Source organism: Streptomyces sp. DI166 (genome assembly GCF_900091315.1).
GTDB classification, from domain to species: domain Bacteria; phylum Actinomycetota; class Actinomycetes; order Streptomycetales; family Streptomycetaceae; genus Streptomyces; species Streptomyces fuscus.
The window spans coordinates 26,029-49,392 of sequence record NZ_FLSP01000033.1; the positions used below are offsets into that span (position 1 = coordinate 26,029).

Here is a 23,364-nt window from a genome sequence, read left to right on the forward strand (position 1 = left end):
CGGCGTACCGGGCAGGGGCCCGGCCCGTTCACAGGCCGTACTCCCGCACCACCCTCCGGACCTGGGCGAACAGCATGCCCACGTTGACCGACTTACGGCACACGACGACAGCGACCACGTCCTGCTGCTCGCTCATCCGGATGAACAGGTGCGTGAGGTTTTCGCTGTTGACGAGGATCTCCTGAAAGAAGTGCTGGTCGCTCTCGATGCCGCGGCGTTCCTTGAAGATGTCCTCGATCATCACGACCGTGCGGCCCTGGAACAGATCGAGGGTGGCGCCCGCCAGCAGGTCCAGCACCTCCGGCGGGTGGTTGTCGACGGTCTCGTACGACAGGAGCATGCCGGTGCTCATGTCGACCACGCCGGAGGCTACGCAGTCGGGGGCGTCGTTGCGCAGGGCCTTCACCAGCCCCATCACCTGGTCGGAGAAGCCGGGGGTCATGCGTTTGGTGGCCATCAGACACCTTCCGTTGCTTTGTGCGGGCTGGTCAGAATCGTTTCGATACGGCGCACGGCGCCCGTGGCCGCGCGGTGCAGCTGGTCGAGGTCCATGCCCTCGTCGCCGAGGACGACCATCAGTGCGGAGTCGCCGACCGCGTACAGGGCGGTGACGCCCTGGCTGCCGTAGGCGACGGTCCGGCGCAGGGTGCCGCGCTGGGCGGCGTGCGCGGTGCGCCGGGCGAGGCCGAGGCCGGCCGCGGCGAGGGCGGCGAGGCCCTCCGGCTCGATGCAGTCGGCGGTGTCCGCGGCGATGAGCAGCCCGTCCGCGGTGCCGACCGCCGTGTCGGTCAGGCCGGTCACCTGGTCGCGCAGCCCACGCATCTCGCGGGCCAGCGCTTCGTGGTTCATGTTCTTCAACTCTCCCTATTGCTGTGCTCAGGTGGTTCTTCTCGCCTCGTCCGGCGGAAGCGTTCGACCGTCGGACGCGGTGCTCCGCCGCCGGTCGCGTTGGTCATCCGGCGGACCCGTTGCGCAGGCGGAAGAACCATTTCCAGCCCGCCGCCGACCGTTCCGGGGCGAGCACATCGGCGATGCCGCTGGCGCCGGGTTCCCGGCGGGGCAGCGTGTCGGGCGTGGGGGGAGTCTCGGGGAGCGCCGGGGGAGCCGGCGCGGGGGCGGGTTCGGGCGGTCGGGGCCGTTCCCGGACGCGGGGGCGGACGCCCGCGGGTGGGGTGCGGATACGGACTGGTGGGGGTTCGGGGGCGCATTCCAGCAGTTCGTCGGCGAGCATCCGGGCCACCTCCACGGTGACCGTGTAGACGCTGCGTCCGGTGCGGAAGGCGAGGTCGCGGGCGGTGCTGCGGCCGTCGGCGTGGGTGAGCAGGTCGTACTGGAGCGGCGTGAGCGGGTTTTCGGGCTTGCCGACGGGCAGGGGGCGTTCGCGGTCGGGGTGGACGGGGTGGGGCAGCCGTTCGACGGCGGCGATGCGGCGGGCGGTGTCCTGCAGCAGGCGCTCGGTGGTCTCGGTGACCTCGACCGGGGCGAACGGGTCGGTGTCGCCGAGGGTGCGCCGCCAGTCCTCCACGATCCCGGCGGACATGGCGAACACGGCGTCGTGCAGCGCCATCACGCACACCACCCGCAAGGTGGCGTCGCCGGCGTGCCCGTGGGCGACGAGTTCGGCGACCGGCCACTCCGTGCCGCCGGCCTCCTCCACCAGCCCGGCCCACTGTTCCGCGCTGATCCGCCCGGAGCGCAGCAGCAGTGCCTCGGGGCCGGGCGCGCCGGGCGATTCGGCGGCGACGACGAGTCCGTCGCGGAAGTGGACGGTGCCGCCCGGGGTTCCGGTGACGCGCAGCGCGCCGGTGAACCCGTCCTGTCCGCAACCGGCCAGGGCCGGTGCCAGGAGGCTGTAGCCCGACATCACTCCCCTTGGCCTCTCGCACATACGCCTGATGCGTAGCGCTGAGGGGGGAATACCTATCAGCCGGACGACGGCGTACGGCCGGGGATTTCCGACCTGCCGCTAGTTGACGGAAGTTGATATTCCCGGCGGCCCAACTCGCCGACTTGGCGGTCGACTTGGGCACCGAATTGACCGAACGGAATCCCGGATTTCCGTCAGTCGTGGTCCCCCAGAACCCGAACCGGCAGGGGCCGCAGCGCCTCCCTGAGGGCGGCGGCGAGCTCCCGGTACTCGGCGCGGCGGGCGGCGCCGGTGCGCATGGCGAGGGCGATCCGGCGGGTGGGGGCGGGGTCGGCGAAGTAGCCGGTGGTGAGCTGGTTGCTGCGGCTCGTCTCGACCTTCACGGCGGTGCGCGGCAGCAGGGTGACGCCGAGCCCGCCCGCGACGAGCTGCACCAGCGTGGCGAGCCCGGCGGCCGTTGTGGTGACCGGGGCGTCCTCGCGGCCCGCCTCCCGGCAGATGTCGAGCGCCTGGTCGCGCAGACAGTGCCCCTCGTCCAGGAGCAGCAGGTTGACTTCCTTCAGCGCCTCGCGGGGGATGCCCTCGCGCCCGCCGAGCCAGTGGTCCAGCGGGGTGACGAGCACGAAGTCCTCGTCGAAGAGCGGGAGTTCGGTGACCGTCGGCACCCCGAGCGGCACGGCGAGCAGCAGCAGGTCCAGCCGCCCGCTGTTCAGCCCGTCCAGGAGGCTCGCGGTCTGCTCCTCATGGACCTGGAGGTCGAGGTGCGGGTAGCGGTCGTGGACCAGCCGCAGCACGGTCGGCAGCAGATACGGCGCCACGGTCGGGATGACACCGAGCCGGAGCACTCCGGTGAAGGGGGCGCGTACCGCCTCCGCCTCCTCCAGCAGGGCGCCGACCTCGTCCAGGACAGCCCTGGCGCGCTCCGCGAGCCGTTCACCGGCCGGGGAGAGCAGCACTTTTCGGGTCGTACGCTCAAGGAGGGTGACCCCGAGTGTCTCCTCCAAGGCGGCGACGGCGCCGGAGAGCGCGGGCTGGCTCATGCCGATGGCGGCGGCCGCGTCCCGGAAGTGCAGATGCTCCGCGACGGCCGCGAACGCCCGCAGCTGCGCCAGACTGGGCAGCCGGCGCTTGGCCCCACCATTACCCACGGTCACTGATAAACGCCTCCGATCAACACGAGTCAGTGTAGCGATTTCTCTAATCAATGCACCGTGTGCCAGCATCGGCCTCGTCCAACCCATGGGAAACGTCCGCGATCCGGACGCTTCTTCGCTGCAAGGAGAGCCTGTGCTCACTGTTGGTGACAAGTTCCCCGAGTTCGAACTCACCGCCTGCGTCTCGCTGGAGAAGGGCAAGGAGTTCGAGCAGATCCACCACAAGTCCTACGAGGGCAAGTGGCTCGTGGTCTTCGCGTGGCCGAAGGACTTCACCTTCGTGTGCCCGACCGAGATCGCCGCGTTCGGCAAGCTGAACGACGAGTTCGCCGACCGTGACGCGCAGATCCTGGGCTTCTCCGGTGACTCCGAGTTCGTGCACCACGCCTGGCGCAAGGACCACCCGGACCTGACCGATCTGCCGTTCCCGATGATGGCCGACTCCAAGCACGAGCTGATGCGCGACCTCGGCATCGAGGGCGAGGACGGCTTCGCGCAGCGCGCCGTGTTCATCGTGGACCCCAACCGCGAGATCCAGTTCACGATGGTCACCGCCGGTTCGGTCGGCCGGAACCCCAAGGAGGTCCTGCGGGTCCTCGACGCCCTGCAGACCGACGAGCTGTGCCCGTGCAACTGGAGCAAGGGCGAGGACACCCTGGACCCGGTCAAGCTGCTGGCCGGGGAGTGACCTGAGATGTCGCTCGACTCCCTGAAGTCCGCCGTCCCGGACTACGCCAAGGACCTGAAGCTCAACCTGGGCTCGGTCATCGGCAACTCCGACCTCCCGGCGCAGCAGCTGTGGGGCACCGTGCTGGCGACCGCCATCGCCTCGCGTTCCCCGATCGTGCTGCGCGAGCTGGAGCCGGAGGCGAAGGCGAACCTGACGCCGGAGGCGTACACCGCCGCCAAGGCGGCCGCCGCGATCATGGCGATGAACAACGTCTTCTACCGCACCCGCCACCTGCTGTCGGACCACGAGTACGGCAACCTGCGCGCGGGTCTGCGGATGAACGTCATCGGCAACCCCGGTGTCGACAAGGTCGACTTCGAGCTGTGGTCCTTCGCGGTCTCCGCCGTCAACGGCTGCGGTATGTGCCTGGACTCGCACGAGCAGGTGCTGCGCAAGGCGGGCATCGAGCGCGAGGTCATCCAGGAGGCGTTCAAGATCGCCTCGGTGATCCAGGCGGTCGGTGTCACCCTGGAGACCGAAGCGGTCCTGTCCGCGTAGCTCCGGTAGTCCCCCGGGCCCCGTTCACTCCTGGTTCACTCCGGGTGAGCGGGGCCCTCGGCGTTCTCCACAGGCGTTTCCGGCTCCGCGTCCTTTTCCTGGACCGCGGGTGCGGCCGCCACGGGCGGCTGGTTGTACGAACGCAGGTAGCCCACCACCGTGTTGGCCACCGCCACCAGCGGCACCGCCACCACCGCGCCGCCGATGCCCGCCACCATGCCGCCGGAGGCGACCGCGAGGACCACCGCCAGCGGATGGACGCGCACCGCGCGGCCCAGGATGAACGGCTGGAGGATGTGCCCCTCGATCTGCTGCACCGCCAGCACGACCACCAGCGTCATCACCGCCGTGAACACGCCCTGGGTGACCAGCGCGACCACGACCGCCAGCGCGCCGGAGGCCACGGCACCGACCAGCGGGATGAAGGAGAACAGGAAGATGAACACGGCCAGCGGCACGGCCATCGGCACATCGAGGAAGTAGATGCCGATACCGATGAAGACCGCGTCGATGAGAGCCACTATCACCGTGCCGCGCACATACGCCGTCAGCGTCCGCCAGGCGGCCGGACCGGCGCCCGCGACACCCGGCCGGGCGGCGGCCGGCACCAGCCTCAGCGACCACTCCCAGATCCGCTTGCCGTCGTAGAGCAGGAACAGCGTCGAGAAGGCCGCGAGCAGGATGCCGGTCAGCGCCTCGACGATGACCGTGACGCCCTCCAGGCCCGCCGAGGTGATCTCGTCGGTGTTGGCGCCGATGGTGTCGCGCAGGTTCTCCGCGATGTCGTTGATCTGCTTGTCGGTGACGTGGAAGGGGCTGTCCAGCAGCCAGTTGCGCAGTTCGTCGATGCCGTCCTGGACCTGGTCGGAGAGGTTGTCGATGTTCTCCATCACCTGCCAGGTGACGAACCATCCCATCAGCCCCATGACGACGAAGCCGAGGATCGCGGTGAGCGCGGTCGCCAGGCCGCGCGGCACGCCGTAGCGGCGCAGTCGGGTCACCGTGGGCTCCAGCAGCGCGGTGATCAGCAGCGCGGCCACGAAGGCCAGTACGACCAGTTGGACGGCGCTGATGACCCGCATGAGCACCCAGACGGTGCCGGCCAGCACCAGCAGCCGCCAGCCGGCCTCGGCGGCGACCCGGACTCCCCAGGGCACGGCCAGCGCGGGATCGGGCCGCTCGGGCGGCGGGGTTGCGGCGGGCAGCGGGGCCCGGTCCACGGGCGGCAACGGGGGCGGCGCCGCCTCGGCGCTCTCCCGCTCGACCTCCGCGCGGCGCTGGTCCAACCGCTCACCCATGTGCGTCAGACCGGCGCCGAGCCGTCCCAGCCAGCGTGGCACTCGCGACATGATCCGTCCTCTTCCCCCGTCCTTGCCCACCACTCCCCCCTGGAGTCGTCGGCTCCGACCGTACATGGCGAAGCCCCTCACCGTGAGACGGTGAGGGGCTGCCCGAAGTTGAGAGGTACGGCGTAATGCCTAGTACCAGTGGTTCGCCTGCCAGAAGGCCCAGGCGTCGCACGGGCTGCCGTAGCGCTCGTTCATGTAGTTGAGGCCCCACTTGATCTGCGTGGCGGGGTTGGTCTGCCAGTCGGCACCGGCGGAGGCGTACTTGCCCGCCGGCAGGGCCTGGAAGAGACCGTAGGCGCCCGAGGAGGGGTTCACGGCCTTGTAGTTCCAGCTGGACTCGTGGTCCACGATGTTGCTGAAGCACTGGTACTGGCCGGAGGGCACCATCTGCTGCGCCATCGCCTGGATCTGCGCGATGGTGTAGGAGCTCTGGACCGCGAAGCTGGTGGAGGAACGGGACGCCTTGGTCTCGGCCTCTTCGCGCTCCTTGGCCTCCTCGGCGGCCTTCGCGGCCTTCTCCGCGGCTTCCTTCTTGTCGATCGCGGTCTGGGCGGCGGCGCGACGGGCCGCTTCCTCCGCGTCCTTCTTGGCGCTCGCGTCCGCGGCGATGGCCTGGACGTTCGCCTGCTGAGTCAGGGACGCGGTCTGAACCTGGGCCTGCTGACCCGTGGGTATGTCCGCGAGGAGCGTCGCGTCGGCTGCCGTCGCTTCGGCGTCGTTGTTCTGCGCGGTGCTGCCCGAGGCAACGCCGACGACGCTTCCGACAGCGGTGACCGCGGTGGCCGAGGCCACTGCGAATCCCCGGACCGAAATCCGGCTCACACGGTTTCCTTCCAGCATCGCCCGCTTCGGTGACCCTGGCGGACGCAATCGTGCCCCTGACACTGGCCTCCCAACTGCGGGGTCACGGGAGGCGCGGGCCCGGTGGGCAACTCCCACGAGGGGAGCGCCGCTTGGTGCTCGGGCGGCATACGACGACGCTATGGAGTTAGCGGTGCTTCTCAAGTTGTGCCGTACCGCTGGGGGTACAGATGTGCCGTATGCGGGGCCTGACAGGAGTGAGACTCTGCCGTAACCGGACGCCGCAAGGCAATTCTGTGTTGCGTGTGAAAGCTCACATCCCGTTTGAGCCAGCGAGTTTGCGCGAAACGGCCACACGCGAAGGCGCCGCCCCACTAGGCTCTAGCCTTTGTCGGACGGCGCCAACTGGCGGGTAGCTACCCGAAGTTCAACACTCCGGTCAGATCTGCCCATCCTCCAGCATTTCGGTCACAAGGGCGGCGATCTGGGACCTCTCGGACCGGGTCAGCGTGACATGCGCGAAGAGCGGATGCCCCTTCAACTTCTCCACGACGGCGACGACACCGTCGTAGCGCCCCACCCGCAGGTTGTCCCGCTGGGCCACGTCGTGCGTGAGCACCACCCGGGAATTCGCCCCGACTCGGGACAGAACGGTCAACAGGACGTTCCGCTCCAGGGACTGGGCCTCGTCCACGATCACGAACGCGTCGTGCAGCGAACGGCCGCGGATATGGGTGAGCGGCAGGACCTCCAGCATCCCGCGCGCGGTGACCTCCTCGATGACCTCCCGGCTGGTGACCGAGGACAGCGTGTCGAAGACCGCCTGTGCCCACGGGCTCATCTTCTCGGCCTCGGTGCCCGGCAGATAGCCCAGCTCCTGCCCGCCCACCGCGTACAGCGGCCGGAAGACCATCACCTTCTGGTGCTGACGGCGCTCCAGCACCGCCTCCAGACCCGCGCACAGCGCCAGCGCCGACTTGCCGGTGCCGGCCCGGCCGCCCATCGAGACGATCCCGATGTCCGGGTCGAGCAGCAGGTCCAGCGCGATGCGCTGCTCGGCGCTGCGCCCCTTGATACCGAAGACCTCACGGTCGCCGCGCACCAGCCGGACGTTGCCGTCGGCCGTCACCCGGCCCAGCGCCTTGCCGCGCTCGGACTGGATGGTCAGACCGGTGTGCACGGGCAGGTCCGCGACCTCGGGCACATAGGCGTGCCCCACCTCGAAGAGGACGTCCACCTGTTCACCGGAGAGCGTCAGTTCGGACATTCCGGTCCAGCCGGACGAATCCGTGATCGCGAGCTCGGCGCGGTACTCCTCGGCGAGGAGTCCGACGGAGGAGGCCTTGATCCTCAGCGGGAGGTCCTTCGACACCACGGTGACGTCGAACCCCTCGGCCTGCAGATTGCGGGCCACCGCCAGGATGCGGGAGTCGTTGTCCCCCAGGCGGTAGCCGGTCGGCAGAACGCTGGGGTCCGAGTGGTTGAGCTCGACACGCACCGTGCCGCCCAGGTCCCCGATCGGGAGCGGGGCGTCGAGACGGCCGTAGCGGACCCGGAACTCGTCCAGCAGGCGCAGCGCCTGGCGGGCGAAGTAGCCGAGTTCGGGGTGGTGCCGCTTGGCCTCCAGCTCCGTGACCACGACGATGGGGAGCACGACCTCGTGCTCGTCGAAGCGGCTGAGGGCGTTGGGGTCGGCCAGCAGGACGCTGGTGTCGAGAACATAGGTGCGCCGGTCGGACTTGCGGCGCTTTGTGCTGGTCACCACGGAAGGACGTACCCCCTCGGAAGAGGTCGGGGAGCGACGGAGTGGAGCTGGACCGGTCGACGGCCCCTGTGCACGGGCCGAAAACCGGCCCTCCGCGCTTGCGTCCGTACGGTGTCCGCACGATCGGGCTGGTGCAAAGGGCCTCCCGGGCGGACGGCCCCGTGCCGTCCGCTGAGGATCCGACACCCGTGGTTCGGGCATCGACCTGACTGGCTTATGCCCTCGAACATGCGGTGCCATGCCACGGCATATGACGGCGTGGAAGTGAACTCCCCGTTACTTCTGCCCGGAAAGGGGGTACTTCGGGAGCCTGTCGGTGCTCGGGTCAGGCGCCGTAGCGGCGGTGCCGGGCCGCGTAGTCGCGCAGCGCCCGCAGGAAGTCGACCTTGCGGAAGGCCGGCCAGAACACGTCGCAGAAGTAGTACTCGGAGTGCGCCGTCTGCCACAGCATGAATCCGGACAACCGCTGTTCGCCGCTGGTGCGGATGACCAGGTCGGGGTCGGGCTGGTCGCCGGTGTAGAGGTGGCGGCCGATCATGTCGATGTCGACGGAGTCGGCGAGCTTCTCCAGCGAGGTACCGCGCTCGGCCGCGTCGAGCAGCATCGAGCGCACCGCGTCGGCGATCTCCTGCCGCCCGCCGTAGCCGATGGCGACGTTGACCACTATTCCGTCGACCTGCTCGGTCCGTTCCTCGGCCGCCTTGAGCGTGCTCTGCATCTGCGGCGGCAGCAGGTCCCGGGTGCCGACGTGGTGCACCCGCCAGCGGCCGTCGGCGGCGAGGCTGCGCACGACGTCCTCGATGATGCCGAGCAGCGGGACGAGCTCCTCCTGCGGCCGGTCGAAGTTGTCCGTCGACAGCAGCCAGAGGGTGACGACCTTCACGTCCGTCTCGGAGCACCAGCCGAGGAACTCCTCGATCTTGTCCGCCCCGGCCCGGTGCCCGTGCACGGTCGTGGAACCGGCCGCCTTCGCCCAGCGGCGGTTGCCGTCCATGATGACGCCGATGTGCTGGGGCACCTGAGCGTGGTCCAGGTGACCCTCCACCCGGCGCGCGTATAGCCTGACCAGCAGGCCGCGCAGCTTGTCGCGCAGGTTCACGTGAATGTCAGCCCCTCCGTGCGGATCCGGCCCGGCGGCGGTCCAGGGCCGAAGCCTACCTCCGCCCGGCGCGGGAACCGCCCACGGGTGTCAGGGGGTGCGGGGCCGGGTGAACCAGGCCCTGGCGTCGTCCCGGCGCAGCAGGATGAAGACGGTGAGGGCGGCGCCGAAGGGGATGATGCCGAGCAGTACCTGCATCTTCGACAGCGCGACGACGGCGAAGAACATCTGAATGACGGCCAGCACCGTGGAGGCGCCACGGACGCCGCTGCGGCGGCTCGCGTAGAAGGAGGCGAGCAGCGCCATGACCCACAGCATCAGGTAGCCGCCGGTGACGTACCCCGCCGCGTACGCGCTCCCGGCCGCGGCGGCGTGGAGCACGGAGACTCCCACGGTGACCCAGAGCACGATGCGCGCCGTGCGCACGGAGTCGGGCATGACGGCGGGGGCGTAGGGGAGCGGGGGGTATTGGCTGTACGGCGGTTGCTGGCCGTAGGGCGGTTGCTGACTGTACGGCGGTTGCTGGCCGTACGGCGCTTGCTGACCGTAGGACGGTTGCTGGCCGTAGGGCGGCTGCTGACCGTAGGGCGGTTGCTGCGGCGGTCCGAATGACATGTACCGGACCTTAACCGGGCAAGAAAAACGGGCCGGTCCGTGGGGGGGAGACGGACCGGCCCGAGGGGGGGTTTCCACCATAACCCTTCGTAAGTGATCCTGCGTGCATCGGCGCGCCACAACTACTCTCCGAAATCGGACGGCGACGCGTCGAGGTCCCCGGAGGGGCCTTTCCGGCGGGTGTTCATGGCCGGAACACAGCGGATTACCAGGGGAATCGAGCGGAACGCGAGGGGCTCTGGCCGGTTCGGGCGACATCCGTGACACACGGGGCGCGCCGGACACCCTTCCCTCCCCCGGGTGAACCGGCGGCGAACGTCGGCTTGACGGTGTGTACGGCACCGCGCAGCCCCCTCCACTGCGCGGTGCCGCCCGCGCAGCTTTGCTGACGCGAATTACCTTGGTCTGAACTTACGCGAGATGTGCGTGAGACGCGAGCGACAAGCGATAACAATGTGGACAAGCCGTGAATCCTTGGATGCGAAGGCGGTACAGTGGCGCAGGTCACATTTACCCGATTTGCTCCTTTCGTCCGCACCAGGCTTTGAGGGCGCGGCGGACGGAACCTGGGGCCATAGCGGACACGGGCTGACCTACATGAGCCCTAATGTCGCCCCATGACGGTGACCATCTCCTGGGAAGCGGCGAGCGCGCGGCGGCTCGAACGGCAGTTCCTGGCCAATCCGGCGACGGGGGCCGCGGCCGTCCCCACCGTCGTGGCGAGCATGCTCGGCGCCCACGCCCAGGTGCTGTCCGCGGCCGAACTGTCGATCGGCGTCCGCATCACCGGGGCAACCCGCACCGACGTACGCGCCGCACTGTGGGAGCACCGCACCCTGTTGAAGACCCACGGCCCGCGCGGCACGGTCCACCTCCTCCCCACCCGCGACCTCCCCCTGTGGACCTCGGCCCTGCCCGCGATCCCGTCCGGCGCGGGCCCGTTCGCCCCCGAGGTACGGGTTACGGAGCAACAGGCGCAGCAGATCGTGACGGCGATCGAGGACGCCCTCGACGGCGCCTGCCTCACCATCGACGAACTGAGCGACAAGGTCGTCGCCCGCACCGGCCCCTGGGCCGGCGACCCGGTCATGCCCGCCTTCCAGGGCATGTGGCCGCGCTGGCGCCAGGTCCTTCACCGCGCGGGCCAGTCCGGCGCCCTGTGCTTCGGCCCCGACCGCGGCCGCAAGGTCACCTACACCCGCCCGCCCCGCTTCGACCCCCTCCCCGCCACGGAGGCGGTCCCCGCACTGCTCCTCCGCTATCTGCACGCCTACGGCCCCGCGACCCCGGCGTACTTCGCCAAGTGGCTGGCGGCACCGACGGCATGGGCGGCCCGGCTCTTCGAGGAGCAGGCAGCGAGCGGCGCGATCGAGGAGGTCGGCTTCGAGGGCGCGTCGGCGTGGGTGGCCGCGGGCGACACGGAGTTCCCGTCGCAGGGGTGGCGGGGGGTACGACTGCTCCCCTACTTCGACGCGTACGGCATCGCCGCGCAGCCCAGGGAGTCGCTGTTCCCCGGAGAGGCGTACGGCAGGGCGCTGGCGCGTGGCCAGGCCGGCAACTATCCGGTGCTGCTGGTGGACGGGGCCGTGGCCGGGGTGTGGCATCTGCGCAGGCAGGGGAAGCGGGCGGTGGTGACGGTGGAGGTGCTGGGGTCCTCGTCAGGTGCCTTGAAGGCCCGGCAGGAGGAGGCGCTGGCCGAGCAGGTGGATCGGCTGGGCGAAGTACTGGGGATGCGACCGGAGTTGGTACGGGGAGAGGTGAGGGTGGGGCCGCACGCGTAGCCGCGCCGGATCCGCCGGCTTTCTCAGCGGGGCGTGTGGCGCCTACCGGGCTTATGGGCCACGAAGAGGTGTCGGGTGCTGTGGGTGACGAAGGCACCGTCGCTCTGGATCCGCTCGTGCAGGGCGCGGAGCTGGGGCTCGTACGCCTCGACGGTGAAGCCGGGCACCATCCAGATCACCTTGCGCAGGAAGTGCACGACCGCGGCGATGTCGTAGAACTCCATGCGCAGTTCCTCGGCCCGCAGGTCTTCGATCTCCAGCCCGGCGGCTTCGGCGGCGGCGCGTTCGCGCTCGGGATGCCGTGCCTCGCGTACGTCCCCGTCCTGCGGCCCGAGGAAGTACTCGACGAGCTCGAAGGCGCTGTGGGGCCCGACGTGTTGGGCGAAGTAGACCCCACCGGGCCGGAGCACCCGGACGATCTCCTCCCAGTGGGCGCGGACCGGGTGCCGGCTGCTGACCAGATCGAAGGTGTCGTCGGCGAACGGAAGCGGATCGGGCTCGGGCGAGGCGACGACGGCGACACCGCGCGGGGCGAGCAGGGCCGTGGCCTTGGCGATGTTGGGCGGCCAGCCCTCGGTGGCGACGGTGAGCACGGGGGCCTTGGACGCCCGTGCGAGGGCGAAGTCGAGCACTTCCCCTCCCCCGGTCTGCAGATCGAGCGCGGCACGGGCGCCCGCGAGCCGCGTACTGAGGGAGACGGCGTACCCCCAGCTGGGCCGCGCCTCGGTAGCGCGCCCCCGGAACCAGGAGAAGTCCCACCCCTCCGTGGGCACGGCGGCACCCTCGGCGACAAGCTCCTCGAAGGTACGGCTGGATTGGTCGTGGCCCATGCGCCAATGATCGCAAGGGGGTGTCGGAGGCCGCTGCTAATTTCCGAGGCATGGCGAACCCTGAGAGCACGCAGTCCGACCTGTCGTACACGGCGGGCGACAAGGAGACACTGCACGCGAGCCTGAACAGGATGCGGAACGCGGTGCTGTCGAAACTGGAGGGCCTGGACGACGAACAACTGCGCCGCCCGCTCACCCCGTCCGGCACAAACCTGCTGGGCCTGGTCAAGCACCTGGGTTCGGTGGAGTACGGCTGGTTCGTCTCGGCCTTCGGCGGCGAGGTGGAGCCGCTGTGGTTCGACCCGTACAGCGACCAGGACATGCGCGCCGACCAGGGCGAGACGACCCAGCAGATCATCGACTTCTACGGCCGCGCCCGCGCCGCCGCCGACCGCACGATCGACGAACGGTCACTGGACGACGTGGGCCGGCCGGACTGGCGGGACCATGATGTGTCCCTGCGCTGGGTCCTGGTCCACATGATCGAGGAGACGGCTCGGCACGCGGGACACATGGACATCGTGCGGGAGCTGATCGACGGGGCGGTGGGTTAGGGGGCTTGTACAGAGCTTCTACGGCGATACGAGCGGCCGTACGTCCTCGGCGACGAACCGCACGAACCCGGCGGGGTCGGGCTCGTCCCCCGCCGGCTGGAGCACGACCGTATCGGCACCGGCTTCCGCCATCCGCTGTACGGCCTCGGCGACTGCGTGGGCCTCCCCGGCGACCCCGATCCCGGGCACGTCGGCGAGCCCTTCCTCGGCGAGTTCCTTGTGCAGCCGCTCGGCGGCGCCGGGACCGGTGGCGGCGAGCAGATAGACGGTGAGGGGGTGCGGCTCACCGGTACGCGAGGCGGCTTCCCGGCCTTGCTGGATGAGTTCCTTCGCTTGCCGCACCTGGTCCACCGAATGGGAGGCGGTGAGCAGCGTCCCGTCGGCGGCCTCACCGGAGAGCCGGAGCGAACGGGGCCCGGTGACACCGGCGAGCACGGGGACGGGGTGGGCGGGCGGCCAGTCGAGAGCGACGCCGTCCAGCCGGACGTACCGCCCTTGCGTACTGACCTGCTCCCCGCGCAACAGGGCACGCAGCGCGTGCAGATGCTCCCGCAGGAGGGTGAGCGGCGACTCGACGCGGGCGCCGACCTGCTCCATCCACTCCTGCACTCCGTGCCCGACGGTGATGACGGCACGGCCGGGGAACATCCGCTCCAGCGTGGCGACTTCCATCGCGGTCACGGCAACGTTCCGCAACGGCACGGGCAACAGCCCGATCCCGACCTTCACCCGCTCGGTCCAGGCCAACACGGCAGCCGCCGCGGAAACCCCACCCTCCCGGAAACAGTCCTCCCACACCCACAGCTCCTCAAGCCCGGAGGCATCGGCGAGCCGGGCGATGGGGCGGAGGTCTTCTGGGGGGAGTTGGGGGCGGAAGATTGCGCCTAGGTGGGTCATGGGGGTGTTCCTACCCCGGTCGTCGGCGACGAACAACGCGATTACGCCAGCGGATGCTCACCCCAACGGCCGCTCAAAACTGACCGTCTCGACGATCCGGTGGAGGATCGCACGGTACTCGGCGCGGCGGGCCAGGGCGGTGGTGCCGAGGGTGAGTACGGCGAGGCGCTTGCAGTCGGGGTGGGGGATGTGGGCTCGGATCTGACGGAGGGGTGTGGGGAGCGAGGACGAGGGGACTGATGTGGACTCGGTGAGGGTGACGGGTCCGCAGGGAAGTTCCAGGTACTCGATGTGGGCGTCTTCGCTGGCGGATGCGGCGGCGCGGGCCGCGGTGACGCCGCGCGGGGTGGTGGCGATCTGCCGCCAGGAGACGGTGAAGAAGGAAAGAAGGGGTTCGGGGGCCGCATTGACGGCCACGTCGTCCCGATGGAGCCCGATCGAGCAGTGAACGGTGCCGGTCTCCTGTAGTGCAGCGAGGAGTTGCTGGCCTGCGGCGACGTGGGCGATGAACTGGAGGCGGTGCAGTTCGTTCGGGGCGGAGTTCAGGAAGGGCTCGACGGTGGCCCGTAAGGCATGGGCTGCCTCCGAGCCGGGCTCGGGGAGCAGGGCGTCGAGGGGCAGCGGAAGGAAGCCGGGCGGTTCGGCGAACCAGAGCTCCGCGTGGGGGTCCTGCGCGGAGTCATCGATGACGATGGTGGGGGTGGGTGCGGCTGCGTCGGCGGTGCTCATGACTCCTGTCCGGCGGGGGTGGCGGCCGGTACGTTCGGGAGGTACCGGGCTCCGGCTCGTCGTGCGCGCTCGATGTCGGCCGGCGTGACATCGGGCCACTCCGGCCGGGTGGCCCGGGCCTCGAAGGCGGACGGCCGGTAGAGGAAGTGCAGCCGCCTGGGCGCGGCGCCGTGCCGCCCGGTCACGGCCACGACGCCCAGGAACCGGGGGTCACCGGCGAACCACAGCGGCTCCAGTGCGGCCTTGAGGTCGGGCTTCGTACGCGGCCCACCGATGTGGCGGAGCCACCAGTAGGCACGGAAGTGTTTGACGAACGTGAGCGGGATTCCCTTCCTTCCTCGCCCGCTGGGATCCGGGAACTCGATCCAGATACCGCCGTCCTCGGCGTGGGGGTGTTCGTCGAGTCCGCGGGGGGTGTTGGGGAGGAGTTGCCAGGGGTAGTGCTGGAGGACTCGAAGGGTGCGGATGGTGGTGGGGAGGTGGCGGAGTTGGAGGATGGTTCGGTACATCGCGTAGCAAAGGGGAAACGCGAACAGAAGGGCGAACCCAGGGGTCAGGTAGACGACCAGGACATAGAGAAGGCCGATCCATGTGGCGGGCCATCCGACGAGGCCGAGCAGGTGACGGGCCACATACGCCCGCCATGCCCTGCGGGTCGGCGGGTGATCCCAGGCAGTACAGCAGTCGGGGGGGTGCACAGGTTTGCTCTCTCCGTCAGAAGACATGGCGCGCCAGGCTGTAGAGACCTCCGGTATCGAGTACCAGGCGTGATCCGTCGATGCCGGCAACGGCACCGTCCTTGATCCCGTCGTCATCCGCGTCCACAACCTTGTTGTAGAGGCCGAATCCCCCCGTGCCCACGCCGACGAGGCCGGACGCGCCCTGTACAGCCTTGGCGGCCCGTTCCGGATCGGCCAGACCGCGCACCGCCCTGAGAAACAGCGGGTTGTCCAACTGGGCCACCGCTTTCGCCTCGTCCATCGTCTTGGTGCCGTAGAGGGCCACCTTCTCGCCGAGGCTGAGCACTTCGGTGCTGCGGAGAGCTGCCTGCACTCCGGTGTACGCGCCTTTGCCGATCGCGCCGACGCCCGGGAACGCGCCTGCGGCGTCCGCCCCCACCGAAACGAGATTGCTCCAGAAGTCGGCATCGATCTCACCCTTGGTGAAGCCGTCCTTCAACGACGCCCAAGTCTCCGCGTCGGAGAGCCGGAGGGTCAGCCCCGAAAGACTGACAGCCGAAGCCCCCAACATCAGAACCCCCACCGTCGCGAGGCTCCATCCCAACGGCCCGGAGAGAAGCAGTGCCGCCACAGCGATCGTGCCTGCCAGGAAGCTGAGGACGTCCGGGAGGTTCTCGCCCAGCCAGTCGAGCGCGTCGTCGAACCACCCCGGCTCATTAGGCGCCAGCTTCTGCGTTGCTTCCCGGATCTTCTGGGCCCGATGTTTTGCCCTGGCCTCGTGCTCCCCGGCCAGCCGCCGAGCCCGCCCGAGCACCCGGTCCAACTCCGACTGTGCCTCTTCGACAACCGCCTCGGACTTCCCCTCCGCACGCTTCACCGCGTCGCGGGCATCCCGAGCGTCGTCCTCAAGCCGCTTGGCCCGCGCTTGGAAGTCGTCGAGCTCCCCCTCCCACCGAGTGAGCTGCTTGGCCGCTTTCCGCAAGGAGCGTGCCGCGTTCTTCAAGTTCCGCGGCAACGGCCCGCCGTCGAGCTGCTCGCGAAAGGCGACAGCGGCGTCGCCCTTCCAGTAACTGCCGTCAAGCAGCTTGGTGACGAGGTCGTACGCCTCCTCCAGGACCGACGCGCAGTCGCCCAGCTTTCGATACAGCTCCCGAACGGTCTCCGTACTGCCGGGAACGGGATTGAACCCGACGTGTGGGTAGTGCGGATTGGGAATGACGGGCGCCGACTTGAGCCCTTGCGGCTTGTCGAGATCGGCGAGGGCCTGAGGGCTGAGCGCGGCGCCGGTCTGCTCGGTACCGGGGGCGTAGGTCACTTCCGCCCGGCCTTGCTCAGCGCGGCCTCCAGGGCCTCGTCGACCTCCAGATAGCTGTCCCGGCTCTTCCCGATGATCTCGGCGAGATCCTGGGTCTGCTTGCCGATCTCCTCGGCGCCGTACTTCCAGTCCTCCTGAAAGTCCTCGCAGGCACAGTCGAGGTCGTCGGTCCCGAGTCCGGTCACGGTGGAGTCCAGCAACGCCTTGCGCACCCCGTTGAGCGAACTGACCGACTTCCGCAACGACCCCATGAACCGAGTCAGCTCATCCCCGTCCACCACCAGCCGCTCCGCCACGCGTCTCCCCTTCCACGCACCTCCGGCACCGCTTGAAGGAACGACGGGGCGAGCCATTCGTGACGCTGGAGGGGGTGGTCCGCCCGGAAGGGGGAGCGGGTTTCAGACCCAGCGCAGCGAGTGGGCGATGGCCTCGCACAGATCGCCGAGCGGACTGTTCGTGCCACTGAGTGGTACGGAGAAGGACAAATGCAGGTAGCCCACATTGCCGGGCATGTGAACGTGGAAGTCCATTGTGGTCTCGGTGCGAGTCTGCACAACCGTGCCAGCGGGCAGCTCCAGGACACCAACGTCAGTGTCGTGCCCGCTTCGAACAGTCAGTCGCTGCGCCAACTCGGCTGGCTGGGGCGTCAGTTCGGGTGGGATAAGCCTCAATGAGATCAGGAGCGAGGCAGGCAGGGTCACGCTGTCGCACACCTCGGTCTTCAGGAAGAACTCCAGGGCCCCGTGTGCCAACCCGCTCTCCGCCGTATTGCGCAGCGTGGTCCAGATGGTTCGGGTGACCTCCGAAGAGGCGCTGCCTTTCGCGGATTCCTTATCCACGAAAATCTTCAGTTGCCGTCGCCAACGCTCCTGGGTCAGGTCGACGCGGAACCAGTCACGCGGAACCAGAAGGGTGGATTGGATGCGAACTGGGCGGGGACAGTGGTCGCAGTGTCGGGTGCGCCGGTCACTCAGCATCTTCGCTTTCAGGAAGTGGCAGTTCGGGCGCGTCCGGGAAGAACTTCCGGGACGAGGCGTACATGCCGTAGGACGGATATGTGGCCGGAATATCAGCCCCACCGCGCCGAGCGATTCCAGCGATTTCTCGGTATCTGCGCGCCCTGATTCGTACGTTACGCAGAGATGGGTCGCGCAGGCTCGGCCGACGCCACAGATACAAGCCGACCAGCATTGCCAGTACGAGGAAAGCGTCTGCACAAATAAACGCCACCTGGAAGGTTCGGGATTTCTGCGATGCAACCAGATCCCAGAACGGCCACGCGCCAGCTACAAAGATGAACAGCGGGACACTTGCCAGGCACCCGCGTCCCCGCCATTTCCTGTTGTCTTCCCAGCGGTGGAACAGCAGCCCATGCACAGCCTTGTCATCGAGAAAATCGAAGCGTAGCTCGCGGCCAAACCGTTCGGCCGCCGCCTTGGCCGCGGGGACAGAGGCGATGACAGAAGAGGGGACCATGTCATGAGTACCCCCGTCATCGCCCATGAATTTACCGAACTGCAAACCTCCTTGACGGCTCACGGAAGTCTTCTCCTATCCTGCCGGGGCCAAGGCACCTCGGAATGAAGCTCCCGATCTTGTGGCAGCCCCGCAGGGCCGGAGCCGATCGTAGCCTCGGGCTTGGAGCCGCCCTGATCTCAGGGGTGCAGTCACCTCACGAAACTGCGTCCAATTCGCGCCGTTCGGCGCTGCACACCCCATTCACTCACCTGTTGATGACCTGGATTTCCTGGACCACTACGTCCTGCGTGGCGCCGAAGGTGCCGTCGGGCAGGTCGCCGCCGGCTCCGCCGGATCCGGTCCAGGTGATCTCCCATGTGACCGTCGCCTGGAGGGGGGCTTGCGAGTCAGGGCTGGCACTTCTCGCTGCCCCTCTGCGAAGTCAGGGTCTCGGTGACCCATACGCCGTTCTTGTTCTTGCGCAACGTGCCTGCGTAGACGACGTAGCTGTTCTTCGTCACCGGCGTGACGTCGACCTTGCCCGTCTCCAGGAACTTGTTGTACGCCTTGCTCTGGTCCTCGCAGTACACGAGGGCCGCGGTGCCATCGTCCCTGATCGTCAGGCTCTCGTTGTAGTAACGAGTCAACCCAGTCGTACGGGCCTTGTGGTCGATGAAGTCCTGGATGTACGACTGGCTTCCGGCCGCCGCAGATCCCTCGGAGTAGAAGCGGTATGCCTCGTGCAGGGCATCCTGCTCGGCGATGGCCATGTCGACGGCTCTGATGCGTTGTTCGGCATCATTGAGCACGGCGTCCTTCTCCTGGTCGCCGGTCTTCTTCCACTGAAAGTCGTACGTTACGTCCGTCGGCAGCTCGATCTTCGGTCGATCCGTCGCCTGGACGCTCTTGCTCGGGGAAGCCGAAGGCTCGTTTCCCGTCTCTGCTCCCGCAATCTTGTCCTTGCCCTCGGGGATGTCGTCGTCGCCCCCGCACGCGGACAGCGTCAGGGCCGCTACAGTCGTCAGGATGATCGCTGTGAGGGCGGTGGGGCGGCGGTACACGGGCGACTCCCGGGAGGCGAGGCTTCTCTTCTGCGAAGCAAAGCTATCCAGCGGGATGTCACGGTGCCAAAGGAGCACTGGGCGGCAGGCGCTAAGTCAGGGGTTCAAGTGACGGCTGCGTGGCCGAAAATGGATGGCAGGCATCCCACGCCGCGCATGACGTCTGGATGGCCAGGAGTCGAACCGAGTCCATCGCGACGGAGAAACACGAGGCTTGAGACCGGTGCTCAAGGCTGGCACTTGTCGCTTCCCCTCTGGGACTGGATCTTACTGACGGCCCACACTCCCTCTCCGTTCTTACGCAGTTGGGTGGCATAGAGCACGTAACTGTTTCTGGTTTCCGGTGTCTTGATGACCTTCTCGGTCTTCAAGTACATGTCGTACGCCTTGCTCTGGTCCTCGCAGTAGGTCAGCGAGGCCCTGTCCTTGCCGGTTACGTCGACCGTGGCGTTGTAGTAGCGGTATGCGCCGGTGACGCGGGCCTTGGCCTTGACGTACGCCTTGATGAACTCCTCTGTCGAGGCAGCGGCTTCGCCCTCGTAGTAGTAGAGGTAGGACTCGTCCAACGGGTCCTGGTTGACGATCGCCAGGTCTACCGCCTTGATGGACTGCTCGCTGTCGGCCAGGACCGCGTCCTTATCCTCATCGCCCGTCTTGGGCCAGTCGAAGGTGTAGGAGAAGTCCGCCGGGAGCTCGATCTTCGGGCTGTCCGAGGCCGACGGGGCGCTCTGGCTGTGTGACGGCGATGGCTTCTTGCCCGCGCCCGCTCCTGCGACCTTGTCGTTGCCCTCCTTCGCCGGGCCGTCGTCGCCCCCGCACGCGGACAGGGTCAGAGTCGCTGCGGTCGTCAGAATGAGTGCTGTGAGGAGAGCGGGACGGCGGCGGATCACGGGCGGCTCCTGGTGCTGCGTGCCGGGGTTGGGGGGTCAGCGTCTCAAGTGAGTTACCCGTGGGTTGAATTGGGGGTACTTCCTTCGGATGGTGCTACTCCCCCGTGAGGCGGAGGTCAGCCGCCGTCGTGGGCGATGCCTCGTCGGGGTTTTCGGCAACAGCATGGGTTCTATGACGACAGCCACCGCTCCGGTCCTTGCGCCCAGCCCCGCGCCTGCCTGGGCCCGTCGTGCCGCTCACGGCATCGCCCTGTGCGCCCTGCCCTCTGGGCTTTGGCGTATCGCCATGGCGTCCGGGGTGTACGTGGGGTACAGCGATCAAGTCCTGCGTGACGTCTTCGACATCCCTGGTTGGGGGATCGTCTACGTCGTCGGGCTGTCCGTGCTCACCGAACTGGCCGCGCTGCTGCCGTTGTTGCTCGTCAGTGGGCGGTGGAGGGTGGCTGTGCAGCCCAAGGTACTTGGGCTGGTGGCATGGGGGGTCTCCGGGTTGCTGGTGTTCTTGGCGGTTTGGCAGCTCGTTGTGGCGTTCACCGTTGAGAGTCAGACCTATATGGAGAGTGGTATCGCACAGGGCGTTTGGTGGGTTACCTTCTCGCCGCTGTTCGCCATTCCGGGGCTGATGACCGCGGTGACCTGGTCGTACTGGGCACGGCACCGAAAGCCCCTACGGCTGGCACTCCTCCGCGCCCCCGTTCGATGCGATGCTGGTCGTCTGCCAGACGCCTCCGTCGTTCCTGGCGAGGCTGGTGTTGTACTGGACGTAGGAATCCGCAGTCGCGGGTGACTTCTCGACCTTTCCGGTCTTCCTGTTCTTGATGTACGACTTGCTCTCGTCCGCGCAGTACGTGACGTAGGCCTTGTCGGCGCCGGACAGGGTTACCTTGTAGTCGTAGTACCGGGTCACCCCGGTCCAGGTGTCGCCGCCGTCGATGTACTGCCGTGCGAAGGTGATCGACGACTCCAGCGCCTTGCCCGTGTTGTAGAAGCCCAGCGCCTTCGTGTCCGTGTTGCCCTCGAAGATCGCTTCGTCCACGGCGTTCACCGCCAGGGCGCTGTCGGCCAGCACGGCGTCCTTCGTCCTGTCGCCCGTCTTCCGGTCCTCGAAAACGTTCTTGGCGTCCGACGGGAAAGTGATCTCCGGGCGCTGTGCGGAGGCCGGTGTGTCGGTCGCGCTGGGCGACGGGGACTTGCCGTTCGCCTCGTCAGCGACGGTGGTCTTCGCGTCGTCCCCGCTCCCGCACGCGGACAGCGTCATCAGGGCCGCTGCGGCGGTCAGCGCGAGCGCGGTGAGGAGGGTGGGGCGGCGGTTCACGGTCAGCTCCCGGTGAGGCGAGGCTTCTCTTGATCGAAGCAAACGTAACCGGGGCGCCGCTCCTTGCGGTGGCGGCGCCCCTTCACTCACCTGTTGATGGCCTGGATTTCCTGGACCACCACGTCCTGCGTGGCGCCGAACTCGCCGTCCGGGAGGTCGCCGCCGGCTCCGCCGCTGCCGGTCCAATGGATTTCCCACGTAATCGTCGCCTGGAGGGGGAACGTGTTCTCACCGGAGGAGCGGAGGTACTTCACTCCGCACGGCGGTGTCCGGTCCGCCTTGCCCTTCGCGTACGGCTCTCCGATGCGGCCGTTGTTGATCTCGCAGACACCCGACGCGGGGTACGTCACCGCGTCCTTCGTGCCCGGCTCGATCTGGAGGGACACCGGTTCCGCTGTCGCCGTCGCTTCCAGGCCCAGGACCGGTACCGACGCCGTCACTGACACCGGCTTGAAGTCCGCCGCGTCCAGCCATGCCCACGTCGGCAGGTTCACCTTCGTCGCGTTCTCCGGGGCCAGAGTCACCTTCGTGCCGGGGACGCGGATCTCCGCGTAGGCCAGTTGGGCCAGGATCTCGGGGGTTATGGCGTTCTCGATGTTCGCCGGCGGGGCGTCGCCCGTGTCGACCCAGAAGTACTCGTCCTCGTAGCAGGAGTCCCAACCCGGGGGGAACGTCTTGTCGTTGACGTAGGCGCCCCACCAGTAGCCCTCGCCGGACTTGTCCTTGTTGAAGGCCTTCTTCTCGTCGTTGGCGTTGTACTTCTCGCGCTGCTCGGCGTCCCATGTGTGGCCCGTCGAGCCCGCCTCCCAGATCGGCTCCAGGTACTTCTGAAGGCCCTCAGGGGTGTACTTCGGGGCATGCCAGCACGGTGGGGGCGTCCAGGACGTGGTCGAGGTCAGGGTACCGGCCTTGGCGCCGGTGCCGTTCTTGGAGTGGTCGAAGACCACGCCGCCGGCGGATACCGAGAGCTTGTCGCCATTGACGTTGGCGCCGGTGCCGCCCTCACCGAAGGAGCCGCCGTCTCCGGTGATGTCGTCGGCGTGCGCCGGGTTGGGGAGGGCAGAAATGATCAGGCACACACCGAGCGCTGCGGCGCATGGAAGCTTCTTCAATATCCGGGTCAGGGCTGGCACTTGGCACTTCCCCTCTCGGAGACGACCTTCTGGACTACCCAGACACCCTTGTCGTTCTTCTTGAGCGACGTGTGGTAGATCACGTAGCTCTTGGCAGTGACCTCGGTCTTCTTGGCCTTGCCGGTCTTCAGATCCTTGACGTACGCCTTCCCTTGGTCCTCGCAGTAGCTGAGGGAAGCCGATCCGTCCTTGGCGACAGCCACCACGGGGTCGTAGAAGCGGTAGGCGCCGGTGAGGCCTGCCTTGTTGTCCACGTAGTTCTGGATGAACTTCTCGGCCTCGGCGGCGGCTTCACCCTCGTGGTAGAAGCGGTACGGCTCGTCCAACGGGTCCTGATTGACGATGGCCAGGTCGAGTGCCTTGATCGACTGCTCGCTGTCGGCCAGGACCGCGTCCCTCTCCTTGTCGCCCGTCTTGGGCCAGTCGAAGGTGTAGGAGATGTCCGACGGCAGCTCGATCTTCGGGCGGTCCGTGGCGGGCGAGGTGCTCGCGGTGGGCGACGGGGACTTGTCGCCGCCGGTGTCGGCGCCGGCGATCTTGTCGTTGTCCTTCTTTTCGGGGCTGTCGTCGCTCCCGCACGCGGACAGCGTCAGGGCCGCTGCGGCGGTCAGCGTGAGCGCTGCGAGGAGGGTGGGGCGGCGGTTCACGGTCGGCTCCCGGTGAGGCGAGGCTTCTCTTGAGCGAACAAAACTATCCAGCGGCATGGCGGGGCACCAGGGCGGGGGCTGGTGACTGGCGGTGCGTATGAGGCCAAATCAACCGATGAGACGTCGCCGGTGGCCGTAACGGTTGCATAACCCGGCCACTTGTTCGCGGGCGGGATTGAGCTGGTCATTCCACTTA

At 68.2% G+C, this 23,364-nt stretch carries 26 protein-coding genes; 4 read left to right on the top strand and 22 right to left on the bottom strand.

Going from position 1 to position 23,364, the window contains the following annotated elements; genetic code table 11:
- Positions 1-28: 28 nt before the first annotated feature.
- From GA0115233_RS18100 to GA0115233_RS18115, 4 genes are all read right to left on the bottom strand, one after another.
- Positions 29-457 carry a hypothetical protein gene (locus GA0115233_RS18100; protein WP_093721273.1) on the bottom strand — a complete coding sequence of 143 codons (429 nt, stop codon included), beginning with the start codon at positions 455-457 and terminating at the stop codon, positions 29-31.
- Complete coding sequence (locus GA0115233_RS18105; RefSeq protein WP_093721274.1) at positions 457-849, bottom strand: roadblock/LC7 domain-containing protein; 393 nt, start codon at positions 847-849, stop codon at positions 457-459. Before GA0115233_RS18105 ends, GA0115233_RS18100 begins: the two co-directional genes overlap by 1 nt.
- A 103-nt stretch (positions 850-952) precedes the next feature.
- Positions 953-1,864 carry a DUF4388 domain-containing protein gene (locus tag GA0115233_RS18110; RefSeq protein WP_093721275.1) on the bottom strand — a complete coding sequence of 304 codons (912 nt, stop codon included), beginning with the start codon at positions 1,862-1,864 and terminating at the stop codon, positions 953-955.
- Positions 1,865-2,061: 197 nt separating this feature from the next.
- Positions 2,062-3,021 (bottom strand): LysR substrate-binding domain-containing protein, encoded by a 960-nt coding sequence (locus tag GA0115233_RS18115; protein WP_093721276.1) that lies wholly within the window; start codon positions 3,019-3,021, stop codon positions 2,062-2,064.
- 133 nt (positions 3,022-3,154) lie between these two features.
- Here GA0115233_RS18115 and GA0115233_RS18120 point away from each other — a divergent pair, with 133 nt between their 5' ends.
- Positions 3,155-3,709, top strand: a complete 555-nt coding sequence (locus GA0115233_RS18120; RefSeq protein ID WP_093721277.1) for a peroxiredoxin — start codon at positions 3,155-3,157, stop codon at positions 3,707-3,709.
- 6 nt (positions 3,710-3,715) lie between these two features.
- Positions 3,716-4,249 carry an alkyl hydroperoxide reductase gene (locus tag GA0115233_RS18125; RefSeq protein ID WP_093721278.1) on the top strand — a complete coding sequence of 178 codons (534 nt, stop codon included), beginning with the start codon at positions 3,716-3,718 and terminating at the stop codon, positions 4,247-4,249.
- Positions 4,250-4,284: 35 nt separating this feature from the next.
- Here the strand turns inward: GA0115233_RS18125 and GA0115233_RS18130 are convergent, their stop codons facing one another.
- The 5 genes from GA0115233_RS18130 to GA0115233_RS18155 form a co-directional block, all read right to left on the bottom strand.
- The gene (locus GA0115233_RS18130; protein ID WP_093721279.1) at positions 4,285-5,598 is read right to left on the bottom strand and encodes an AI-2E family transporter; all 1,314 of its coding nucleotides are present in this window, start codon (positions 5,596-5,598) and stop codon (positions 4,285-4,287) included.
- Between the two features lie 129 nt (positions 5,599-5,727).
- Positions 5,728-6,420 carry an aggregation-promoting factor C-terminal-like domain-containing protein gene (locus GA0115233_RS18135; protein ID WP_176711837.1) on the bottom strand — a complete coding sequence of 231 codons (693 nt, stop codon included), beginning with the start codon at positions 6,418-6,420 and terminating at the stop codon, positions 5,728-5,730.
- A 418-nt stretch (positions 6,421-6,838) separates the two neighbouring features.
- Positions 6,839-8,164, bottom strand: a complete 1,326-nt coding sequence (locus GA0115233_RS18140; RefSeq protein ID WP_093721281.1) for a PhoH family protein — start codon at positions 8,162-8,164, stop codon at positions 6,839-6,841.
- Positions 8,165-8,489: 325 nt separating this feature from the next.
- On the bottom strand, positions 8,490-9,263 hold the full coding sequence (locus tag GA0115233_RS18150) for an isoprenyl transferase (RefSeq protein WP_093721283.1): 774 nt from the start codon (positions 9,261-9,263) through the stop codon (positions 8,490-8,492).
- Between the two features lie 90 nt (positions 9,264-9,353).
- Positions 9,354-9,878 carry a hypothetical protein gene (locus tag GA0115233_RS18155; RefSeq protein ID WP_093721284.1) on the bottom strand — a complete coding sequence of 175 codons (525 nt, stop codon included), beginning with the start codon at positions 9,876-9,878 and terminating at the stop codon, positions 9,354-9,356.
- Between the two features lie 617 nt (positions 9,879-10,495).
- Here GA0115233_RS18155 and GA0115233_RS18160 point away from each other — a divergent pair.
- Positions 10,496-11,659 carry a winged helix DNA-binding domain-containing protein gene (locus GA0115233_RS18160; protein WP_093721285.1) on the top strand — a complete coding sequence of 388 codons (1,164 nt, stop codon included), beginning with the start codon at positions 10,496-10,498 and terminating at the stop codon, positions 11,657-11,659.
- A gap of 23 nt (positions 11,660-11,682) precedes the next feature.
- Here GA0115233_RS18160 and GA0115233_RS18165 read toward each other — a convergent pair whose 3' ends face one another.
- Complete coding sequence (locus GA0115233_RS18165) at positions 11,683-12,489, bottom strand: class I SAM-dependent methyltransferase (RefSeq protein WP_093721286.1); 807 nt, start codon at positions 12,487-12,489, stop codon at positions 11,683-11,685.
- Positions 12,490-12,539: 50 nt separating this feature from the next.
- On the opposite strand from GA0115233_RS18165, the gene GA0115233_RS18170 reads away from it, so the two are divergent.
- Positions 12,540-13,043, top strand: coding sequence for a DinB family protein (locus GA0115233_RS18170; RefSeq protein ID WP_093721287.1), 504 nt, complete (start codon positions 12,540-12,542; stop codon positions 13,041-13,043).
- Positions 13,044-13,061: 18 nt separating this feature from the next.
- Here GA0115233_RS18170 and GA0115233_RS18175 read toward each other — a convergent pair whose 3' ends face one another.
- From GA0115233_RS18175 to GA0115233_RS18230, 12 genes are all read right to left on the bottom strand, one after another.
- Positions 13,062-13,940 (bottom strand): LLM class flavin-dependent oxidoreductase, encoded by an 879-nt coding sequence (locus tag GA0115233_RS18175; RefSeq protein ID WP_093721288.1) that lies wholly within the window; start codon positions 13,938-13,940, stop codon positions 13,062-13,064.
- Between the two features lie 57 nt (positions 13,941-13,997).
- The gene (locus GA0115233_RS18180; RefSeq protein WP_093721289.1) at positions 13,998-14,669 is read right to left on the bottom strand and encodes a hypothetical protein; all 672 of its coding nucleotides are present in this window, start codon (positions 14,667-14,669) and stop codon (positions 13,998-14,000) included.
- Entirely contained in the window at positions 14,666-15,178 is a 513-nt protein-coding gene (locus GA0115233_RS18185; RefSeq protein WP_141689531.1) for a hypothetical protein, read from the bottom strand. The genes GA0115233_RS18180 and GA0115233_RS18185 overlap by 4 nt, the downstream gene beginning before the upstream one ends.
- Before the next feature lie 205 nt (positions 15,179-15,383).
- Complete coding sequence (locus GA0115233_RS18190; RefSeq protein WP_093721291.1) at positions 15,384-16,664, bottom strand: putative T7SS-secreted protein; 1,281 nt, start codon at positions 16,662-16,664, stop codon at positions 15,384-15,386.
- Entirely contained in the window at positions 16,661-16,960 is a 300-nt protein-coding gene (locus GA0115233_RS18195) for a hypothetical protein (protein ID WP_093721292.1), read from the bottom strand. Before GA0115233_RS18195 ends, GA0115233_RS18190 begins: the two co-directional genes overlap by 4 nt.
- Before the next feature lie 102 nt (positions 16,961-17,062).
- On the bottom strand, positions 17,063-17,641 hold the full coding sequence (locus tag GA0115233_RS18200) for a hypothetical protein (protein WP_255310248.1): 579 nt from the start codon (positions 17,639-17,641) through the stop codon (positions 17,063-17,065).
- Positions 17,631-18,203 carry a hypothetical protein gene (locus GA0115233_RS40645; RefSeq protein ID WP_141689532.1) on the bottom strand — a complete coding sequence of 191 codons (573 nt, stop codon included), beginning with the start codon at positions 18,201-18,203 and terminating at the stop codon, positions 17,631-17,633. Before GA0115233_RS40645 ends, GA0115233_RS18200 begins: the two co-directional genes overlap by 11 nt.
- A 326-nt stretch (positions 18,204-18,529) precedes the next feature.
- The gene (locus tag GA0115233_RS18205; protein WP_093721328.1) at positions 18,530-19,183 is read right to left on the bottom strand and encodes a hypothetical protein; all 654 of its coding nucleotides are present in this window, start codon (positions 19,181-19,183) and stop codon (positions 18,530-18,532) included.
- 227 nt (positions 19,184-19,410) lie between these two features.
- Positions 19,411-20,070: a hypothetical protein gene (locus GA0115233_RS18210; protein ID WP_093721329.1), complete on the bottom strand. Its 660-nt coding sequence runs from the start codon at positions 20,068-20,070 to the stop codon at positions 19,411-19,413.
- 670 nt (positions 20,071-20,740) lie between these two features.
- Positions 20,741-21,388: a hypothetical protein gene (locus tag GA0115233_RS18220; RefSeq protein ID WP_093721293.1), complete on the bottom strand. Its 648-nt coding sequence runs from the start codon at positions 21,386-21,388 to the stop codon at positions 20,741-20,743.
- Between the two features lie 86 nt (positions 21,389-21,474).
- Positions 21,475-22,419, bottom strand: coding sequence for a hypothetical protein (locus GA0115233_RS18225; protein ID WP_255310252.1), 945 nt, complete (start codon positions 22,417-22,419; stop codon positions 21,475-21,477).
- 89 nt (positions 22,420-22,508) lie between these two features.
- The gene (locus GA0115233_RS18230) at positions 22,509-23,168 is read right to left on the bottom strand and encodes a hypothetical protein (protein WP_093721295.1); all 660 of its coding nucleotides are present in this window, start codon (positions 23,166-23,168) and stop codon (positions 22,509-22,511) included.
- Positions 23,169-23,364 lie beyond the last annotated feature (196 nt).

Excerpts from the sequence above, each read along its gene's own strand:
- GA0115233_RS18100 (WP_093721273.1), bottom strand. The coding sequence starts at position 457 with ATGGCCACCAAACGCATGACCCCCGGCTTCTCCGACCAGGTGATGGGG.
- GA0115233_RS18105 (WP_093721274.1), bottom strand. The coding sequence starts at position 849 with ATGAACCACGAAGCGCTGGCCCGCGAGATGCGTGGGCTGCGCGACCAG.
- GA0115233_RS18110 (WP_093721275.1), bottom strand. The coding sequence starts at position 1,864 with ATGTCGGGCTACAGCCTCCTGGCACCGGCCCTGGCCGGTTGCGGACAG.
- GA0115233_RS18125 (WP_093721278.1), top strand. The coding sequence starts at position 3,716 with ATGTCGCTCGACTCCCTGAAGTCCGCCGTCCCGGACTACGCCAAGGAC.
- GA0115233_RS18130 (WP_093721279.1), bottom strand. The coding sequence starts at position 5,598 with ATGTCGCGAGTGCCACGCTGGCTGGGACGGCTCGGCGCCGGTCTGACG.
- GA0115233_RS18155 (WP_093721284.1), bottom strand. The coding sequence starts at position 9,878 with ATGTCATTCGGACCGCCGCAGCAACCGCCCTACGGTCAGCAGCCGCCC.
- GA0115233_RS18160 (WP_093721285.1), top strand. The coding sequence starts at position 10,496 with ATGACGGTGACCATCTCCTGGGAAGCGGCGAGCGCGCGGCGGCTCGAA.
- GA0115233_RS18165 (WP_093721286.1), bottom strand. The coding sequence starts at position 12,489 with ATGGGCCACGACCAATCCAGCCGTACCTTCGAGGAGCTTGTCGCCGAG.
- GA0115233_RS18170 (WP_093721287.1), top strand. The coding sequence starts at position 12,540 with ATGGCGAACCCTGAGAGCACGCAGTCCGACCTGTCGTACACGGCGGGC.
- GA0115233_RS18175 (WP_093721288.1), bottom strand. The coding sequence starts at position 13,940 with ATGACCCACCTAGGCGCAATCTTCCGCCCCCAACTCCCCCCAGAAGAC.
- GA0115233_RS18180 (WP_093721289.1), bottom strand. The coding sequence starts at position 14,669 with ATGAGCACCGCCGACGCAGCCGCACCCACCCCCACCATCGTCATCGAT.
- GA0115233_RS18185 (WP_141689531.1), bottom strand. The coding sequence starts at position 15,178 with ATGTACCGAACCATCCTCCAACTCCGCCACCTCCCCACCACCATCCGC.
- GA0115233_RS18200 (WP_255310248.1), bottom strand. The coding sequence starts at position 17,641 with ATGCTGAGTGACCGGCGCACCCGACACTGCGACCACTGTCCCCGCCCA.